The sequence below is a fragment of the Halorhabdus amylolytica genome, from assembly GCF_004944975.1.
Classification (GTDB): Archaea; Halobacteriota; Halobacteria; order Halobacteriales; family Haloarculaceae; genus Halorhabdus; species Halorhabdus amylolytica.
Genome location: NZ_SPQG01000007.1, coordinates 107320 through 126818, shown reverse-complemented (window position 1 = coordinate 126818; position 19499 = coordinate 107320). Strand labels below are relative to the sequence as shown.

General features: G+C 51.3%; 17 protein-coding genes and 2 pseudogenes. 8 read left to right on the top strand and 11 right to left on the bottom strand.

Annotation, left to right across the window (positions count from 1 at the left end; all coding sequences use genetic code 11):
* The first annotated feature begins 61 nt into the window (after nucleotides 1-61).
* Nucleotides 62-1156 (top strand): glycosyltransferase, encoded by a 1095-nt coding sequence (locus E3374_RS10575; RefSeq protein ID WP_136689052.1) that lies wholly within the window; start codon nucleotides 62-64, stop codon nucleotides 1154-1156.
* Nucleotides 1157-1427: 271 nt separating this feature from the next.
* Nucleotides 1428-3113, top strand: coding sequence for a hypothetical protein (locus E3374_RS10570; RefSeq protein ID WP_136689051.1), 1686 nt, complete (start codon nucleotides 1428-1430; stop codon nucleotides 3111-3113).
* Nucleotides 3114-3288: 175 nt separating this feature from the next.
* On the opposite strand, the gene E3374_RS17180 is transcribed toward E3374_RS10570, so the two are convergent.
* Nucleotides 3289-4707: an O-antigen ligase family protein gene (locus E3374_RS17180; protein ID WP_169051830.1), complete on the bottom strand. Its 1419-nt coding sequence runs from the start codon at nucleotides 4705-4707 to the stop codon at nucleotides 3289-3291.
* Nucleotides 4708-5062: 355 nt separating this feature from the next.
* Here E3374_RS17180 and E3374_RS18095 point away from each other — a divergent pair.
* Nucleotides 5063-5399: pseudogene (locus E3374_RS18095) on the top strand (hypothetical protein); the annotation flags it as partial.
* 99 nt (nucleotides 5400-5498) lie between these two features.
* Here E3374_RS18095 and E3374_RS10565 read toward each other — a convergent pair.
* From E3374_RS10565 to E3374_RS10555, 3 genes are all read right to left on the bottom strand, one after another.
* Nucleotides 5499-6440 carry a hypothetical protein gene (locus E3374_RS10565; protein WP_136689050.1) on the bottom strand — a complete coding sequence of 314 codons (942 nt, stop codon included), beginning with the start codon at nucleotides 6438-6440 and terminating at the stop codon, nucleotides 5499-5501.
* Between the two features lie 245 nt (nucleotides 6441-6685).
* On the bottom strand, nucleotides 6686-8149 hold the full coding sequence (locus E3374_RS10560) for an oligosaccharide flippase family protein (protein WP_136689049.1): 1464 nt from the start codon (nucleotides 8147-8149) through the stop codon (nucleotides 6686-6688).
* Nucleotides 8150-8160: 11 nt separating this feature from the next.
* Nucleotides 8161-9195, bottom strand: coding sequence for a glycosyltransferase (locus E3374_RS10555; protein WP_169051829.1), 1035 nt, complete (start codon nucleotides 9193-9195; stop codon nucleotides 8161-8163).
* A gap of 189 nt (nucleotides 9196-9384) precedes the next feature.
* On the opposite strand from E3374_RS10555, the gene E3374_RS10550 reads away from it, so the two are divergent.
* Together E3374_RS10550 and E3374_RS10545 are read left to right on the top strand one after the other, a co-directional pair.
* On the top strand, nucleotides 9385-10740 hold the full coding sequence (locus E3374_RS10550) for a sulfatase-like hydrolase/transferase (RefSeq protein WP_136689047.1): 1356 nt from the start codon (nucleotides 9385-9387) through the stop codon (nucleotides 10738-10740).
* Between the two features lie 856 nt (nucleotides 10741-11596).
* Nucleotides 11597-12712 (top strand): glycosyltransferase family 4 protein, encoded by a 1116-nt coding sequence (locus E3374_RS10545; RefSeq protein ID WP_136689046.1) that lies wholly within the window; start codon nucleotides 11597-11599, stop codon nucleotides 12710-12712.
* Between the two features lie 404 nt (nucleotides 12713-13116).
* Here E3374_RS10545 and E3374_RS10540 read toward each other — a convergent pair.
* Nucleotides 13117-13568 (bottom strand): annotated as a pseudogene (locus E3374_RS10540) (glycosyltransferase family 4 protein); the annotation flags it as partial.
* A gap of 83 nt (nucleotides 13569-13651) precedes the next feature.
* Between E3374_RS10540 and E3374_RS17675 the strand changes: the two are divergent.
* Together E3374_RS17675 and E3374_RS17670 are read left to right on the top strand one after the other, a co-directional pair.
* A complete protein-coding gene (locus tag E3374_RS17675; RefSeq protein WP_248299452.1) occupies nucleotides 13652-13753 on the top strand; it encodes a DUF433 domain-containing protein in 102 nt (33 codons plus the stop codon).
* Nucleotides 13754-13795: 42 nt separating this feature from the next.
* Complete coding sequence (locus E3374_RS17670; protein ID WP_248299451.1) at nucleotides 13796-13954, top strand: hypothetical protein; 159 nt, start codon at nucleotides 13796-13798, stop codon at nucleotides 13952-13954.
* 75 nt (nucleotides 13955-14029) lie between these two features.
* On the opposite strand, the gene E3374_RS10530 is transcribed toward E3374_RS17670, so the two are convergent.
* The 3 genes from E3374_RS10530 to E3374_RS10520 form a co-directional block, all read right to left on the bottom strand.
* A complete protein-coding gene (locus E3374_RS10530) occupies nucleotides 14030-14371 on the bottom strand; it encodes a type II toxin-antitoxin system PemK/MazF family toxin (RefSeq protein ID WP_136689045.1) in 342 nt (113 codons plus the stop codon).
* Nucleotides 14372-14376: 5 nt separating this feature from the next.
* Complete coding sequence (locus E3374_RS10525; protein ID WP_136689044.1) at nucleotides 14377-14868, bottom strand: MarR family transcriptional regulator; 492 nt, start codon at nucleotides 14866-14868, stop codon at nucleotides 14377-14379.
* A 98-nt stretch (nucleotides 14869-14966) separates the two neighbouring features.
* Nucleotides 14967-16415, bottom strand: a complete 1449-nt coding sequence (locus E3374_RS10520; protein ID WP_136689043.1) for an RtcB family protein — start codon at nucleotides 16413-16415, stop codon at nucleotides 14967-14969.
* A 306-nt stretch (nucleotides 16416-16721) separates the two neighbouring features.
* Here E3374_RS10520 and E3374_RS10515 point away from each other — a divergent pair, with 306 nt between their 5' ends.
* The gene (locus E3374_RS10515) at nucleotides 16722-17294 is read left to right on the top strand and encodes a GNAT family N-acetyltransferase (protein WP_248299450.1); all 573 of its coding nucleotides are present in this window, start codon (nucleotides 16722-16724) and stop codon (nucleotides 17292-17294) included.
* A 108-nt stretch (nucleotides 17295-17402) separates the two neighbouring features.
* Here the strand turns inward: E3374_RS10515 and E3374_RS10510 are convergent, their stop codons facing one another.
* The 3 genes from E3374_RS10510 to E3374_RS10500 form a co-directional block, all read right to left on the bottom strand.
* The gene (locus E3374_RS10510) at nucleotides 17403-18479 is read right to left on the bottom strand and encodes a hypothetical protein (RefSeq protein ID WP_136689042.1); all 1077 of its coding nucleotides are present in this window, start codon (nucleotides 18477-18479) and stop codon (nucleotides 17403-17405) included.
* 78 nt (nucleotides 18480-18557) lie between these two features.
* Nucleotides 18558-18788, bottom strand: a complete 231-nt coding sequence (locus E3374_RS10505) for a hypothetical protein (protein ID WP_248299449.1) — start codon at nucleotides 18786-18788, stop codon at nucleotides 18558-18560.
* A 164-nt stretch (nucleotides 18789-18952) separates the two neighbouring features.
* Entirely contained in the window at nucleotides 18953-19165 is a 213-nt protein-coding gene (locus tag E3374_RS10500) for a hypothetical protein (RefSeq protein ID WP_136689041.1), read from the bottom strand.
* Nucleotides 19166-19499 lie beyond the last annotated feature (334 nt).

Sequence of the window (19499 nt, the reverse complement as noted above, 5' to 3'; positions counted from 1 at the left end):
AGCTTGATGAGTAAGCACATGCACCATTGGTACCCCTACATCTTGGAAATAGTTGATACAGATGAATGATCCAGTTGAAGTGGCTGTGCTACTTAACGGTGCCCGTGAGGGGAACACGCCACTTGAAACGGTTGCAAACTCAGAAGACGAGCGAGTAGAAATCAATATTGTTGTTTGGAAAGAAGTTAATGGAAAGCCATATGGATTAGATGTTACAGATTTAGGTGCGAAATCACGTTTCGATCTAGACGGATATCGAAAACTTTGGCAGTATCTCTCCGAGAAACGTCCCGATATTCTCCACGTTCATCCAATAGCAATTGGGACTATTGCGACGGGAATGGCTCGAAGTCTCGGCATCCCTGTTGTAACGACAGAACACAATTCGCATACCCACCATGGGAAAATTAAAAAGGTGGTCAATGGGATAACCAATGCGTTCCGGTCAGTAGTCGTCAGCAATTCACAAGCCACTGCCGACTCATTTTCGACCTGGGAACAGCGTCTGTTACAGCTTGCGGATACGAATCAGATTGTCATCCCATACGGGCCGAATATTGCTCGCATCGATACCTGTCGCCGAGAAGGATCAGCCCCGAAATTACCAGAAGGTACCATCATTGGAGCTGGAGGACGTCTTTCTGCCCAAAAAAATCTTGCCACGCTCATTGATGCATTTTCGTGTATTCAATCAAAATATTCCAGTGTCCATTTAGTCTTTACAGGCGAAGGCCCACAGCGGGAACTACTCGAAGAGAAAGTACGTAGCCACGGGTTGACAAATAACATTCATTTTCTTGGCTGGTTTCCTAGCCAAAAAGACGTATTTAGTTTTTATGATGCGATCGATATTTTTGCATTTCCGTCTCACTACGAAGGCTTTGGTATGGCAAACGCGGAAGCGATGGCTGCCGAAACACCAGTTGTTTGTAACGATATCCCGGTTCTTCAGGAAGTAGTCGGTGACGCGGGGATTCTTGTTGATGCCACAGACGAAAATGAACTGGCAGATGCCTTAGAACGGTTGATCGAAAACCCGGACCTCCGTTCTGAGCTCGGTGAGAGAGCGCGAAAACGAATTGAGGATACGTATTCTATAACGCGATCGGCAAAGGAATACGCAGACTTATATTGTGATATAGCAGGTCGTGAGTGACGAATTCTCGTCATGACGTTTTACTCAGTAAGCGATAGCGTTCAGATTAGAGTGAAAAAACAAGATATTGCTTGAAAGACCTGAATTAATGCCACCAAATCATTTGTGAGTGGACGTGCCGGCTGTTGGCGGGAATCGTGAATAGAAATGTCCTCTCGTAGACGGGCTCACTACGATGAGAGATCTCTAGCAGTGAATAATCTATATATCCCCATTTGAATTGACAGTAGAAGGTTCTTTCACAGAATATTATCAAGGATAATACACTAGGATGGATCAAAACCTTTACACTCAACCACAAGAACGACTATACACCTTGTTTAGTGCATTTATATCCAAGTTAAATGAGGTCTTCAAAAGATACCGGAACAATAGGTTGAAAGAGATTTGTTTCTTTACTCAAGAGGATTATATTGTTCTATTTTTCATAATGCTCATCCCAGTTTTTCTATCAGCTAGTCATTTTTTCTCACCGGGCATTCCGTACGGCGCAGATGGAATATCGAACCTCCTACCAGTTCTTCATGCACGCCACAGTATAGCAAATGGTGCATTACCAATCTATACAGACCTCTGGTACGGTGGAATGTACCAATTCGTAAATCCACTTTGGAAGGGGTTTTACCCGGGTTGGTGGCCGGTATACATTCCAGCGTTACCTTTGAAAAGCAGTTTGAAGGCTGTCCTTGCAGGCCATATGGCCGTCGCTCCGGCGGTCACATATTATTACGCTCGAAAAGACGTTGATATGACGTTGGCTGCAGGATTTGCTATTGCTTCTATAATGCCGATTGCGGCATTTCAAGGCCACTATCAGAAGATTCTTGCGTACCCTTGGGTTCTTTTGTTACTCTTTCAACTGACTCCAAACCGGTTAAATCAGCAAACTATGTTCCGCGGAGCGATCGCTGGCGTTTCCCTTTCAGTTTTGCTTTTGACTGGCGGTGGTTACTGGTTTTTCTATTTCGGCTTGTTAACCGGCATTTTTGCATTAACACTCTGGAATAACAGGTACATCATGGGTCTTTTAATTGGAGGCCTTCTATCACTTCCGAAATTGGCATTATCTATATTACCTGTTATAATTCGTGATATCTCTCGACCCCCCGTTGGCAGTGGTGTTTCTCTGGGGAAAATCCTGCCAAATCTCATCGGGTTCACTATCGAGTTGTCATCGACACCAGCTATTCAATGGACTATGCGTCGCGAGTCTTATGCAGTTATTGGTGCCCCGCTTGTGGGATTAGCAGTCTTTGGATTTTTATACAATATTTATTATAAAGAAAACAACAGGAAATGGTGGATCGCTTGGAGTACTGCCACAATTGGCAGTATTCTACTAGCAATAAGTTTTCAACCGCTTTACCGCCTTCCGATACTTTCCACATTTCGAGTAACACCCCGCGCATTGATCCTCCTCAGCACTCTTTGTATACTCGGGGCGTGGACTTTCATTCACAAAGAATCTATATCAGATATCAAAGTAGAATTGGTCTCAGTACTGATTATGATTTCTTTAATTACATCAGGTATTGCTTGGGTTCAGGTAGACAGTGGCCAGGCAATAGATGTCTACAATGGAGAACAAGTTGCAGACAAAATAAACGAGTCTGGTTGTGATTCTGCTTGGATTGAGGTCTCGGCACCAACACGAGATGGCGGTATCGCTGGATTAGCACATGCACTAGAGACGCAACATGTGTTGACAAAACACGGTATATCGTTACAAGGTGCATACTATGGGGAAATTGGTCAACAATTCTCCGTCCGTGAGAAAAATGGTAAGGTCACCTTTGATGCCTTAGCTATTGGTCGGACTATCTCCAGTAATGAATCAGTACCACTCTCTGGAGGAACATCAACTGTCCGAGGAGAAATTAAGGGGTCTGAACTATCACTGATCTATACCCAAGAACCAAATATCCATGTGTACGAGGTTGATAATCGCTGTGCGTAGTGATTTCAAAAATAAGAAGCATCCACCATTCATTGATCTACATACAATATAGATGATTACAAGATAAGGTCCAAAAGAGCCATAAAAATGATTATATACGATCCTATGCAGTCCGGATTCCAGTCGCAGTAGTAAAGGCAAATGTGTACATATATTCAATTACTATATAATAATACTATTTTGTATTTGAACCACTGTCCGACAATAGTAGCCGTACTAAATCTCGGAGTAACGAATGTCGCCAAGGCGTTGTAAACGCCTTCCCTATCTGGTCCAGCGTGATGGGTTCGTCCTCCCTACAGACAGTAACTGAGGAAACCCTTTGTGAAACGGCCCACATGGTTTCCTTCAGAGTCACCCAAGCGCTAGTAACTCGCGAAGACTGCCAAACGGTCGAGAGTGGTACTGACGACCCATCAAGCGTAACTTGTGACGAAAGCGCCAACCTGTCTGGGTGGTGATCAAGCAAAACCGTCCACGAAAGCGCGAACACAATCCACCAGAATCGCGTAACTGGCGCAGGCTGAAACTGGACCTGTACGAACCAAGCGCCGAACAGCACGGCGGTCCCAAACTCCCAACCAGCAAGATCATCGGATCGACTGTGAATGACACGGGTAAAGAGAATAGGCCAGTCAAGGAATAGAAGAACAGAGCCAGCGACTCCAAGAACACCAAATTCGAGCCAGTGGGATAGCCAAATATTGTGAACTTCTCGAGAAATGCCGATGGGCAGATCGGCAAGATATACGTTCGCCGAAGACATGCCGCCGCCCAAAGGGAATGTCCGGATGCCATCGATTAGCGCTTCATAATACATTGGTATCCGATGGTAGAAAGCAGCTTCATAGATCTTCTCCCAGAAAGCATAGATTCCGTAAAGGCCGATACATCCGGCCACCACGGAAACAAGACCGTAGAATCTACTTGGATAGCGTGACCGTTCAACCATCCACCAGCCGAAAAGCCACGCGGCAATGACGAGCATGACTTTCGCGCCATTTGAAGGTCCGAGAAACACAGTAAATAGATGAACGGTAGACAACATTGCTAGAAGTTTACGACACTCATCATTAAAATTATTTGAAAATACAAGTCCGAAGTTCAATATCGCTGCAGCACCTGTCAACATAGGGATTAAATTGTGGTTACCATAGGCAAGCTCAACTACAAGTGAGCCGTTAATGATCGCAACGACCTCGCCGATCACGCTAATACTATTCAGTGAAAGAACAAGGATAAGCACAACCCACCATCTAGTGGTGAGATCGCGAAACCCAAGTAAGCAGGCAGGCATAACCATGAGTAAAATAATGTAATATTGACCACTATCAAGTAGAGATTCCAACGGGAATGGGCTGTTAACCGTTGATAATGTAATTGCAAGACAAAATATGAGAAGTCCAAGCAGATATCGAGTTGTCGGACCAACTATAATAGTATTAGTCCGAACTGCGTACAACAACACAACAATCGGGAAAAATACTGTCCACGGAGCTAAATTTTTGCCTGCAAGCTGGACGAAAAACAGTGGGCTGGCTGCGGTAGCAAAAAGAAGTAAGGCACGTTCAATTCGAGACGGATTCGTGGGCATATGCGTTCAAAGTTCAGGGCCCCCAAAGATTGTTTGCTTTATCTACATCAGAATATGGAACTGTCTAGTTGAGGGATTGAGAAGCGAGGAGGTCGTGATGAGTTCTGTCCATGAAACTCATGGACCATTTCAGGGAACTGTTAGATGTGGAAAATCAAGATAGTTGGAAGAACGAGTGAACGCTGACTCCCGTGCGCTGTTTCGAGTTTCGACTTTCTCAAAGGGTCGGTCATTGGGTGATGTTGAGGCTCTCTTTGACTGACTAAATATTCGATTGCTATCATCAGGCAGTCTGGTAATAGGAAAAAGAACTTGCTATGATCCAACGACCCATCGACAGTAGCGCTATCGGTGAGTCGCGGTCGATGAGAAACAGATCAAGGGAGACGGCGAAAAGAAGTGGCTCTATGCCGCTTCGATACGGAGTCGAAACTGCTGTTGGAAAAAGATATATTCAACCGCCGCAGGACAGACTCCCCGGCGTTAACGAGAGCAAAATATTCGTTTGCACAACAAGAATCTCCGATTTCTGAGGACAGCGTTCCTGCATCGATTCACTGAGAAAAACGATGTCGCAAAGACAGAGTTTCTCGTCAATACTGATGGATGGATATCTGACTGCCCTCTCTTGTCACGATCTGGGGGGTCATCCCAACTCCCACGACCGGAATCTCATAGAAAATAGCTTCAGATAGTCATGGCAGAGGATTTATTTGATTTTGAATGAAGTTTAGAATCCCAAAACCCATTCGTTAGGTATAGAATATTTAAATGGTGATTTATATTTAAAATTAACTTACGTATCCCAAATCCTCCAACCGATTCTCGACCGTCTCTTCAGGTACCTTTTGTTCTTCTCGTTTCGATTCGCCAGTGATTATCTCTCGACGCGGATTCTTCTCATAAATATGCCACGGGACTTTAGTAAGCTTTTCAGTGTAGATCCCTGCAGGGTGGCCCCAGTCACGGATCGGGATCGGGTACGAGGGTTCCCCAACCATATTCCCATGATCAGACGTGACAACAGTACGTCCATTAAGTTCACTCATCAATTTTTTAACCGAGGGGAAGGCACGTTCTAAATTTTCTGTATAAGCTTCCCAAATTTCTTCTTTAGTAATTTCTGTGTTTCCGAGCATCTTCTTTGACCAAAGGGAAAGTCCTTGATCGGCATCATCGAGATGCGCCTTATCCAGGTGGCCTTTATCTTCTTTCATTGATGACTCAATAAATGGGTAATGGGGTTGAATGAAATGTATCAATAATCGCTTGTTAGGAAATCGTTCATACGCGTCCAGTGCCCAGTCTGCTACAGTTTCCGGGAAGACGGTGCCAACTTCTTCATCCCAGCCATCTTCTTTCCAAACATCAATAACACGATGGAATTCTACGTTAATATTTTCTTTATTCATATACAATTGAGGGTTTGCGGTTATATATACTGTATCTGTCAACTTTCGGTTACTCATATTCCCCCGAAGAAACTCAACCGTAGTCGACCCGCGTGAGTATCTATACCCAAGCTCTCCTGGAAGTTTTTTATATCTTTCTTCCAACATATCATACCTGCACCCGTCTAACAAGATGAGGTTGTCCCAATCTTCATCAAATATATCAATACCGCTTCGGTTGTAAGTATGGAAGTATAATCGACGATGGAAGAGACGATTTGCTTCCCGTAAAAACAATGCAGGATTAGACAATCCACGTCGGATTTGAGCTAATGAGTACATTTACTGAGGATAATGTGAGACAAAGAAAAAAGATTTATCGTTTGATTATTTGATCGAATGAATGACATAGACACAGTCTGATGCCGTGATTAGATGTATGATGATCTCTCATTCCTATTGTTAGCAACGACAAATGGCGCTGAACACGAAACGAAGAGTAGTTTATCTCTCTAGAACACACATGGTAAATATAATAATATCGCAAACAATATACGTGGGCACATTAGAATGAAAACAGATTCGGCTTAGTTAAAGACAGATACGAACGCCCCTCGGAGGAAACTCACGACTTCTCTGGCATTTTCTTCGATATTTTCGTTTATAGTAGAAAGGACCGTGACATATATGGCCCCCCCGATAGCGATAAGGCTCAACAGGGCGAATAGATTCGGTTCTAAATAATTGAGTTTTGCAAGGATATAAACTACACCCGACATTACCGTTCCAGAGATGATCTGATGAGCAACCATCTTGTCAATAAATATATCATTATATATTTTATTACAGAAGTATAGATATAGTGTTATTCGAATTACCTCAGCTACGATCGTTGCAGCAACGATTCCCAATAGTGCGTATCTCGTACCTAAATAAAAAGCAAGCAATAAGTGGATTGATATGGTTACAAGATTTACCCCAGTATTCAATCGGGGTTTGTCTATACCATCAAAAAATCTAGCAAACGGGATACGATACGTATTTACTACCTGAAACAACCCCAAACCAATGAGAACAGGCAAAGCACTTGCGTAGTTCTGACCGTAAGCAACAACAAGAAGTTCCTGGCCAACTACAAGAGAGCCAAAAAATATTGGGATGGATAAGAGGCCTGCATATCCAATTGAACGTCGTAACCCAGATCTGGCATCTTCATTTATTGACGAAAGTCCGCTCGTTTTCACTAAAAGAACATTACCCAGACTGACTGGGATGAATATTGCTGGCGTTGTCAATTTAAGCGCAACCTCATAATAACTCACAGCTGTCCCTCCCACCAAAATACCAATCAACAAAACGTCGGCTCTGGAATAAAATCGCTGAAAAAGGACATTTGGGATACTCCATCTCGCAAATGAGGCCGTTCTTTTGATTGTTCGTTTCGATGGTAGGTGTGGCCATATACCTGATATGATAGATACGGTGACAGCCATTATAACATTAGAGATGACGAACCCTGCAAATAGACCGGCAATGCCGAACCCATTCGCTACTAAAACGATTTGGATCGTGACTCTTCCAATGTTTCGAATTGTGTTCATCCACATCGAAAGACCAGGATAACCGATGCCGGCGTACACTTGACTAGTTAGAACAAACAACCCCGACGTTGCGATTATGCCGACCATCCAGTAAATATATTCAAATGGAATACCGATAGATTGCTCTAATCCAACAAAATACGCCACACTAACCAAAGCCAAAAGGAATAGTACAAATATCAGGTTAGAGAATAGTCCGAGGCCAAAATAGCCTTCAGGATCAACCCCCTCCTCGCTTATTCTTTTTTTAATTGCCTTACCCAGTCCTTCGATAACTTGTTGAATGATTTGAGAAAATGCGATTATGAAAAAATAAGTTCCGAGATTCTCAGGCGGGACAGTCCTAGCGAAATATACGATACCAATAAATCCAGAGAGTAAAAGCGTGATTCTAGCACCGACAGAGATTATTGTTTCTTTTGATAGGTTTAATGATTTAGTAGATTTCATATATTCTATATTTATTCATACTCAGGATTAATTTTCGTCTGTTCGTGAGCTTTCTCTACTACACTTCGCATCTGAGTGCGAAATTGATCGATGTCATATTGTTGGGCTATATTCTGGAGATACTCGTCATCCCAATCAACTCCGTCCTGTTGAAATGATCGTATAGCAGAGATGATGTTTTCAACGCCTCGTGCATAAAGAATCCCGTTTTTCCCATCCTCAATCTGATGCTGCGTATATCCTTCAGCCACACCGATTACTGGCGTCCCAGAGGCAAAGGCCTCAACAGGCACGATACCGAAGTCCTCTGCACGGGCGTTGAACAAAAACGCCTGTGCCTCCCCGAGTCGGCGACGCTTTTCGTCCTCATCAAGGTAACCGACAAACTCCACGTTGGGCGGAGCCATCCGTTCAAGCCGGTCTCGCTCAGGTCCATCCCCCCCAATAACAAGACGCTCGTCAAGACTGGTAAAGGCACGAATGATCTCATCAATGCGTTTCTCTGCGCGCAGATGTGAAAAAGTGAAAAAATAGTCAGCGGATTCACGAGGGCCGTATGAGTTGACGTCAATAGGCGGATAAACGATTTCAACGTCTTGAACGCCCCAATACCGCCGTATTCGACGGGCAACGAGTTCACTATTGGCAACCCAAACATCTGGGTATGGAACTGTCTGAGCATATAACGTCCGGAGAACGGTACCATAAAGTTTCCCTGCCAGGGTCTGCCCAGACTCGTGAAACCGGTGATAGGCGGCATAGGGCGTGCTGTGGACGTACCGTACGATAGCCTGTGTATCGCGGGGGACGTACCAGCCAGGATTATTGCCACTTTCGATTACTACGTCAGCGTCATGCAACTCAGGGACGTGCTGCCAAGCCAAAGAGAAATATGCATCGCGAATGGCCGACGAATGGTGACTGAGCCAACGGGCGATCGGTGCATCAAACAGTTCAATCGCATTGATATCGTCGGCCACGATCCCCGGAACGTGGAAGCCAACATGTAACGGGCAATCGAAAGTGCGTGCAGCTTCTTCTGCCACAGTGAGAGCACCACCGCGGTCAAGCGATTCTGAGTGTGCAATTCTGACGTCCATTCGATATTCTATCCACCCATTCTATAAACAAGCATTAAACGGTTTCTGCCGAAACGTGGGTGAGAATATCAGTGGACGAATATCTGCTTATTACTAAACCAGTCCATTTATCGGGATTGTCGAATTGGACCAGATATGAACATCCTCTATATTACGGTGGATGCTCTTCGAGCTGACCACGTTAGGGAGGACATCATGCCCTTCACTCGTTCGTTCTTTGACGACGCGGTCGAATTTACCGAATGCATCGCTAATGGTCCTGGAACACCATGGTCGTTTCCAGCACTACTCGCAAGTCGGTACGCAGGTTCTACCGAAGGATTCGGTATTCCAGGAGAAGAAGATCCGCATCCGACTTTGGCTGAGGTAGTGTCCGAAGAGGGGTATTCGACGGGAGGTTTCACAGATAATCGGTTCGCGTCGAGTGCCTACAACTACGACCGAGGAATCGACGATATGCGTGATGCCAGTGCTACCACGTCTTGGAAAACATTCAAGCAATTTATCAGAGAAAATCTTGACCACGAGGGGATACTATTCCAGTCGCTTCTCCGCGTGTACCATCTCATAGATAACGCCTTCGTTACTGCAAGTGATAAAGAGAGTCGCTTTGTGCGGGGAGAGGTCCTTGTAGATGATCTACTTGACTGGTCTCGTGAACAAGAGAAGTGGTTTTCTTGGTTGCACCCGATGGATGTCCATGCTCCCTACGAAGCACCAGACGAGTATCAGAGATTATTTTTGGACGAGCCAATAGATAGGGTTCAATCTCAAAAGCTCGCCAGAACTGCCGTACATCACCCTGAAGAGATGAATGATAAAGATTGGAAGCTCCAGAAACAACTCTATAAGGCTGAGTGTCGATATCTTGATAACCAGATAAAGCGGCTATTCAATACTCTCTCGGACCGCAACGAACTTAACGAAACCATTATCGTATTTACTGCAGATCACGGAGACATGCATGGTGAACACGGACGTGGCGGTCACCCACAAGAATTCTGGGAAGAGGTTATCCGTGTCCCCCTCGCGATATCGCTTCCGAAGCAGGCGGCGACGAGAGTTGAAAATCAAGTTTGCTTAGTTGATCTCCCGCCAACGATACTTTCTCTTCTCGATGTTGATGTTCCATCACAGTGGGATGGTGATCCACTCATCAGGGAAGAAGAATGGCAATCCCCCGATCGGGAATACGGGTTTATCGATGTTGGTGCAGAGCTAGATCGTGAACATGCTGGTGTGCGACGTACTGACGGATGGAAGTTACTCCGTCATCAGGGTGACCAATATCTTTTTGATATTTCTGAAAATCCTGAAGAAAGCGAAGAGCAAAATCGGATTGACGATGAACGAGAAATCTACGAGTTATTGAGTTCGACACTTGACGAACATTTAGATCAGATGCAACACCGGCGTGCTCACGGACAGACAGCCGTCGAAGACGAGGAAATGATTGAGGACCATCTTAAAGAACTCGGGTACTTAGAATAGTTATATACTAGATAGTTGCGGGACTGTTGACTTGATTTACCCCACTGTAGATATACTTGAATCGGCGACGTTCTTGTCAAGGAGTTATTATAACTGCATTTGGACGGCAGCCGGCGAGTTCTAATCTGAACGTTTTTGTGGTATGATTCGAGCCTCACTTGTATAGACCAGAACTGCAAGAGGGCGGATAATCAATAGTGTGTTATGTAAACACGGCGCTAAGTGTGTTTCATGAGAGGTCCCCCCACTCATAAGTCTCTTTCACGATCGATAGTCAATCAATCCGAACCCGGCGATTTTAGAAGGGATATGACTCGTTAACATAATGAGTTGGAATAGGCTTATGAGAACTCCACCAGAGATCAAGTGATACGGATTAGTGTAGTGATTTACCGGTATCCGTCGACCCCCGGGTCGACGTCATCCGGAAATAATCTACACTAATCCGTATGAGTCATTTCACGCCACGATTTCAGTACCAATATCCTCAACATAAAATCGCACTACATGGACCAACCACAAACATCATCAGTCCTAAGCAATCCCGGAGAATATTGGCATCCATGGATGTGTGAATATCAAAAGTCGACAATAACACTAATGATTGGGTTATCCACCCAGATCTGTCAGATTATTGTGCCACAGCGGGGCACTTGGTATTCTGGGAGACAAACTATACAAGGGATTCAGTTTTCCGGATCTGAGTCGTGCAACCCACCACACAAACCGAAGCGTCTCTATAGCTGTGGACGAATCGGGTGCCATCAGTTTAATCATGACTAAACAGGAGGAAGTGAAGAAAATCGTCCGGCTCATCGGAGATTGTAGTTGATTTACTGAAATAAAAGGGTATCAAATGAATTCACAACGTATCCTGCAGGTAATCACCCGGTCAGAGTGGGGTGGAGCACCCCGTGTCGTCGAATCGTTGGCAACCCAGATCGACGACGTTGCTGCCGTGGCTTGCGGCCCGGGTGGACGACTGATTGACCGGCTCGAAAACGAAGGTGTGTCGGTACACGTCCAACCCCACCTACAGAGTACTCCTCATCCCAAGGACGTGCTCGCGTACCGTGACCTGCGCCAGTTGATCGACGAGGGCGACTTCGATCTCGTTCACAGCCATAGCACCAAGGCGGGAGCACTCGCCCGCATTGCCGCATCGCGCGCTGGTGTCCCGAGCGTCTTCACCGTTCACGGCTGGGGATTCTACAACACGGAATACAGTGTGCTCCGCCCGCTCGTCATCCGTGGCGAGCGGTTTCTCGAACGACGTACTGAAGAGATCGTTTGCGTTTCCCGTAACGACCGCCAACAGGGGCAACGCCACGAAATTCTCTCTGCGAACGAGGGGACAATCATTCATAACGGGATTCCACCGTTGGAACTCCCGTCCGATCGAAAGACCCTCCATGACGAGTACAGAATCGATCGAAACACGCCAATCATCGGATCTATCGGACGGATTGCCCCTCAGAAGAATCCACTCGCGAACCTCGAAACCGCAAAGCATCTCCGAGAGCAGGGCCACGATGTCGCGACAGTGTTGATCGGGAGTGGACCGCTCGAGGAACGGTGCCACCGATATATCGACGATCATAACATGAAGAACACGTACATGCCGGGATTCGTCGAGGACGCACTGGAATTCCTCCCTGATTTCGATGTCTTCTTGTTGCCGTCACGGTTCGAAGGATTTCCAATCACTGTCCTAGAATGTATGCATGCCGGTGTTCCCCTAGTCGCCAGCGACGTTGGTGGCGTTGCTGAAGCAATTGACGACGGCGAAACCGGCTTTGTGGTCCCTCCAAACACGACCGATGGACTGTTTGTCGATCGCGTCGAGACTCTGATCGAAGACCCCCAGCGACGACACGAAATGAGCCGACGAGCACAGGCGGTAGCCGCCACACAGTTTACAGAGGAACGAATGGTGTCAGAATATCAGGAAGTCTACCAAACAATTCTTTGACCGCCTTGTAGCAGTCCTCTGTTCGAACCCACAACCAGGCGGCTGCAGATAAGCACTGAGTGAAGAGCCCGTTCCTCCCCACTAATCAGCGGAACCCTGGCGGAATGAAAGGGCAAATCAGTTCCGGGAACCCTCATGAAGCAAGCACTGCAGAGCCTGAAGGCTCGAAGCGCGCAGCGAGTGCGTGGCCGAGCAAAGCGAGGCCACGTTCACTCGAACGGGGAGCGAAGCGATCCGTGAGAGTCGCGGGACCGGAACTGACGAGGGCTTTCAGGGTGGCCACAATCACTTCGAATCCGCATGACAAGATCTCATGCAACCTCCATACTGGGCGAAGCGCTCCTAGAGCCCACAGCACGAACCAACGACATCAATCATAATGGTCAAATACACAATAAATACTAGCACGCCACCACGTCAGCTTGCTCAAACTTCCACCGACCCACGCTCCGCAGGTACAGGTCGAACACCCACTCGGGGGCACTCTGGGAATACAGCCCGTGGTTCGTCAGCGCCAGCGACACGTCCCCCAGTCGACACCGGAACGCGGCCAGATTCGTCGAGAAGTACAGGTGCGAGTGGCCATGCACCACGTCGAAATCTTCCGCCGAGAAGAGATACCGCGCCAGCCCGGGACTGATGTTGTTGCCCAGCGCGGAAAACGCGGGATCGTAGCGCACCACCGTGTACCCCGCACACGCTCCTCGACGTGTGGCAACGACTCGTCGTGACGGATCGTCAGCAGCGTGACGTCGTGACCCATCGCGGCCTGATCGCGACACATCGCGTGGACGTGGTAGGTCCCGCCGCCAGGGACCTCGGGGTAGACCTTCTGGGCGACCCGCAGGATGCGCATACGTGGACATCCATACCCGGCAGAAAGAACATACCGGTTCGGTCGCCTCACCGTTATACAGTTCTGAAACTATAGTATTAGCCATGACGACGATCATTCGCGACGACGAGATCCACGATGGCTCGCCACGGGTAGCGGGGACGCGAATCACGGTCTTGGATTGTAAGCGACGGGTGATCGACTAGGACGAGGACCCACACGTCGTCGCGGGCGAGTACGAGATCTCGATGGCAGCGTTGTGCACCGCCCTGGCGTACTATTACGACGACCACCGTGAGGAACTCGCGGATCGGGAGCGCGCCGACGAGTCGGCACGTCAGGAGGGAGAACGCCGGATCCGGACGCTCGTCGCGAACGGGACTGAATCCGTCGAAGAAGCCGACTGAGGACGGATGCAAATTCTCGCCGAGACCAACGTCCCAGGGATTTGTTTTGCATCCGTAGCGATGGACAGTGGTCGTTCATCCCCGTAGGACCATGGCGGCGTATGCCTTTGCGATACGCTTCATCGTTTCAGCCCCGAATCGCGCATGGACGTCTCGAATGTCGTCGTGCGCGATCCGTTCGGTCGTCCACGGTTCGACGAACGAGCGCTTGAGCAGCGTCCCTTCGACCGGTTCGTCAGTCTCCACTTCGACTGCGTACCGTGTCTCCCCAAATCGCTCACTTCCAGTGATCGCAGCTACTGTATAGCAAGTCCCGTGATCGGGACAGTCCGAATCGGAGATGATGACCGCCGGTCGCGACGGTCGTCTGTCGTGGGGATCCGGAATCGACACCACGTCCCCGTGACGATACGCCATCGACGTCACTCCTCGCGGTCGATCGTCTCGTCGTCTGTGAGCTCGGCGACGAGTCGCTCGGCTTTTCGGGTGGGATCTGCAGCCGTTGTGTCAGCGTCGTGTTCAGAACGAGTACGCTCGGTCTGCTCGGCACGCTCCTCACCAATGCTCGGCACGTGCTGTTCCCACCCGGGTTCGGCGTACGCGTCATCCGCGGGTGCATCGTCGAACAATCGAGTCGCTGCGTCGATCGACTCCAGTCGGCGCTGGAGGGTGTCAGCACGTTCGGGTTCGACGTAATACGTGCCGTCTGCCCGTTCGACGAGCCCCTTCTCGAACAGCCGGGTCATCGTTTTTGACGCGCTTGACCCGCTGATCTCGGTGTGATCAGCGATTTCCCGTGGGGTAAAACCGTACTCGCGGTGTTGGACGAGGAAACTTACCGCGCGATATTCGTTCGTGTCCGGTTTCACCGGAAACGGGTCGCCGTCCCGGAGGTCGTTCACGTGGCGCGGCATGGTTGTCATCTTTTGTCACTCTATGTCATTAAGTCTTTCTGCGTAGACGAACGCGGTGTCGTCCCCGAAATGTGGGGCCTGATGCCCGTCGACGTCACTCACTCTGTCGCCTTCAGATTGTGAACGACGTCGAGCCGATCGATTATCTCCGCGGTCGGTTCGATTGCTTCGACGATCGACCCCACGGGCTTGTAGGCCGTCGGTGCCTCGTCGAGCGTCGCCTCGCCAACCGACTCCGAATACACCTCGGCCATCGCCGTCTCGAAGTCCTTGACTGAAAGCGTCTCGTGAGCCTCGCGACGCCCCATCGTCCGGCCGGCCCCATGGGGAGCCGTAGAGTGATATCGCGGGTTCCCCTTCCCGCGAGCCAGCAGCGAGCCCTCGGCCATGTTGAACGGGATGACGAGTCGCTGGCCCTCCCGGGCTGGTGTCGCGCCCTTCCGGATCGTGAGATCCCGGAAGTCGACGTAGTTGTGGATCGACTGGAACCGGTCGACCGGATCAACGTCCAGCACCGCACAGATGGCGTCGCTCATCAGCTCGCGGCTCCAGCGGGCGTACTGCTGGGCGAACAGCATGTCGACGTAGTAGCCGTGAGCCTCTCGACTCTCCAGCCAGTCGAGATCCTCGTCGCGACCTTCGAGAGCTTCCTGCGACCGGGAGAGCGCCCGAAAGACCTCGTCGACTCGCTCACCGTCGAAATCCGCCCGGATGGCCTCCTTGCGGACGTGGGACTCGCCTTTCCCACCGGTGACCCACGCGAAGAGGTCTTCGTCACTGACGGTCTCGGGATCGAACTTCAGATACTCGGCGTACTCCGCTGGCAAGGCCTCCCGGATCGCGTCGGCTTCGCGGTACTGCGTTGCCTTGTCCTGCCAGTACTCGGCGACGGACTTGCCGAGATACCGCGAGCCGCTATGGATGACCAGCCAGTACGCCCCGGAATCACGAGCCTTCGCGAACTCAACGAAGTGGTTGCCGCCGCCGAGCGTGCCCGCGCCGCGAATCACGTAGCCCATTCCCTGGCGCGAGCCAGCGAGCACGCGCCGACACAGCGCCTTGAAGTATTCGTCGTCGTAGCCCTCAAAGTCGAACTCGATCGGGTCTATCGGGCGGCCAAAGCGCTCGCGATACGCTGCGTCGAAGCGGTCGAACACCTTGTTCGCCCGGTCGAACGGGAACTCTTCCACGAGGTGGGGTGCATCGTCGTAGTCGTGGACGGTCCGCCCCATCGGCACGGCCTCGCGCACCCGACGCTCGCGTTCCGGGCCGTCGAGTGGCAGGTCCTCACCGAGGTTCGTCGCGACCATCCCACAGCCGACGTCGACGCCGACGATGTTGGGAACGACTCGATCCGGCAGCGGCATGGTGAACCCAATGGGTGCGCCGGCTCCGACGTGGGCGTCGGGCATCATCCGGATCGGCTCGGTAAAGGCCGGGTGATCGACGAGCGTGCGGACCTGTTCGAGACAGTTGTCCTCGATGAGTGACTCCTCGTCGACGAGAAATTCAGCGGTCGTGTGTTCGCCTGAAATTTCGATTGGCATGGATATCACATCGCTGTTGCGGAGAGAGCGTTCCGGCGGGCGGAAGCTCAACGAGCGGTAGTGTGATTCCTAGCTGGCCGAACTCCGGTATAAAAAGATCGGTGAGATAGGAACATGACAGAGAAAAATCGACGTGCTGCCGACCGGAAGGGAACCAACAACACTCCAGTACTTCCGTCGAAACCGTTTGGACATGCACGCGTCGCTCCGGATCGCCACGCCCGCAGACGCGGCCGCGATCCATTCGATCTACGCGCCGTATGTTGATACGGACTGCTGTAAGTCATTTCGATATCGACCCCCCGAGTGCGGGCGGTCGTACCGGGAAACAGTTACAGCAGTCCGTATGAGTCAACGGCGATCACCTTCGAGACCGAGGCCCCGACGACGGCAGAGATAGAAGAGCGAATCGAGCAGACCCACGAGGCATTTCCCTGGATCGTCTATGAGACCGACGACGAAGGCGTCATCGGCTACGCGACGGCGAGTTCGCTCCGGTCGAAGGAAGCCTACGCCTGGTCGGTCGAGCTCACCGTCTACGTCGATGGCGATGCCCAGGGATCGGGCGTCGGAACCGCGCTGTACACGGCGCTGCTGGAAATCCTGCGCGAGCAGGGCTACGTCGACGCCTACGCCGCGGTGACCGTGCGGAACCAGGCGAGTGTGCGCCTTCACGAGAAGGTCGCGTTCGAACAGGTCGGAACCTTCCCCGCGGCTGGCTACAAGCAGGATTCGTGGCAGGATGTCCAGTGGTGGCATCGACAGCTGGGCGACCGGCCGAGGGATCCGGCCCCGCCCGAACCGATCGCGGCCATCCGGGACTCCCCTGCACTCGAAGCGGCGCTGCGATCGGGCGAGGCAGCGCTCGTGGACGAGTGATACGTTCGACCGAACCGCAGACGTTCTGCGGTGGACCGACGAACGACCAACTACCCGGCGAACGGATCTGGCTCGACCAGTGGCGTGACGTGTTCGCGCTAACAGAACTCACTCCAGGTGCTCCCAGAGTCTCGCCGGATCGGTCTCGTTGAGTTCGGCGTTCGTCTGCATGGTCCGGAGTTCCGCGATACAGCGCTCGGCGACCAGCGGATACACGTCGGCTGGAGTGAACGACTCGTCGAGATCCATCAACTCCTGCCAGTTTTCGGCCCAGATGTCCTCGACGACGCGGGGGTACAGCTCCTCGTTGAGGTGGAGCCCGAATTCGCGACCTTCCTCGAGGAGCAGTTCCCGGACCTGCGTGCGGATCCGGGCCGGCGTGCAGTAGGTCGCGACGACGTACTCCGCGCCCGTCTCGGCTTCCTCGGGACGCTGGCCGAACTGCTCGCGGTTCAACTCCGCGAAGGCCTCGCGGACGGCCTTCACACGACGGTTCGTCTCGTCGCTCCTGACCACGGCTCCCTCAACCCGCACGTCGTCGGCCAGCGAAGAGGTGGGGAACGTGTACGCCTCCGGGTCGAATCCGGGATCGGGCCGATCGACGATCCGCGCCGGGACGAACGCCGCATCTGTCGGCGCGTCCGCAACGCGGATCCGATCGAATATTTGCCACGCGTCCTCGAGAGCGAGGAACCCCTCGAAGGTCTCCGCGTACGGATTCCCCGGCGGCGTCATCGTCTCGATCGCGGCGTACGGGAGCACATCAAACCCGACCAGCGCGGGAATCTCGCGCTCGGTGTACCCGTAGTCCAGCGTCGAGTACACCAGGTTCTCGGCGTAGACGACGAGCGGACCGTCGAACTCGTCGTGGGCAGACCGTAGCGCCGCGGCGTCGATCCCCTCGCGAAGACAGCGGACGGCACGATGGAGCGCCCCGTCGATGTCACCGAGCGGATCGCGATGGGAGCCCCGGGTCGAGCGCCGGGTCCCGAAGACGAGGCTGCCGTCGCCGTCTGCGGCCTCGATGACTGCGTCCGGATACGCGTCGGCGTAGCGGTCGTCGTACAGCGTGAACCGGAAGGAACTCCCGTCGTACTTCTCGAGGAGGCACAGGTCCGGAGCGTCGAAGAACGACAACGGGACAACCGGATGGTCGTGGCGTGGAATCTTCGGGTAGACCTTCATCGGTTGTGATTCGATTTGGTCGGTTTGCTACATAAATTGAAACGTGGCTTTGGGAAACCTATGAGGACATGGCTGGCCCTATGCCTGCTCCCAAAGCTCACCGAATCGCGTCTCTACCCACGGCAACACGATGTCCCGAATCACTGTCGTCAGGTCAGTCGGGAATTCCCGATCCTGTGCGTCCTCCGTGCTGGCGTCCGGCAGCGGATGGAAGTGATCGCGACTGTTGTGATTCTGGTCGTGGCGATCGAACCGAAATCGGCGCAGTTCGCCGATATACGTCTCCAAAGAGGTGACGAGTATTTGCATGGGCAGCGATGAGACCACGGCGTACCAAAGTCGTCGGAAGACCGTCACGGGGAGGCACTCTCTGACGGTCGTCGGAGACGACACCGAACGTCAGTCAGGACGTCACCGACTCGAGGGCGTCGCCCTTGGACCGTGATCCTGCTTGCAGGATACGACACCGCCCTTTACTCGCTGGTTGAAGCGTCGTCTCCGAACAGCGTTGCGTCCATCGACCGCCAGCGACGGAGCGAACACACAAGCGCGTCCAGGCCGACGATCGCGACACCGACGATCCCGAGGAGTTCCAGGAGCGGGTACTGGTCGAAGACGGTGGTGAACTGCTGGATTGCGATGAACGCGGCCAGATAGGCTACGCGACCGATACGTCGACGTGACATACGCCGTGTTAGTTCTTTATACGTATCAGGGCACGGACTGCGGCGGAACGTGTCACAGTGTCCCGTGACGAACGACGGTCCGAGCCCGTCAGGATACGTACCGATGCCGTCGAACGGACACCGTCTACCTGAAACCAGATATGTCTACTGATATACCACGACTCCGGAGTGAGATATTTGGTGACTGACCGTGATGTCCGTTCTATGGCTCGTTCTGACGCCCTCGGATCGATGTTCGAACGCACACGGTTCCGGCGTTGTCCATCCATCCCACCAGTGTATCATTATTTTCCCAGCCCGTCAGTACGTCGTTGTCCATCCACCACATCAGTGG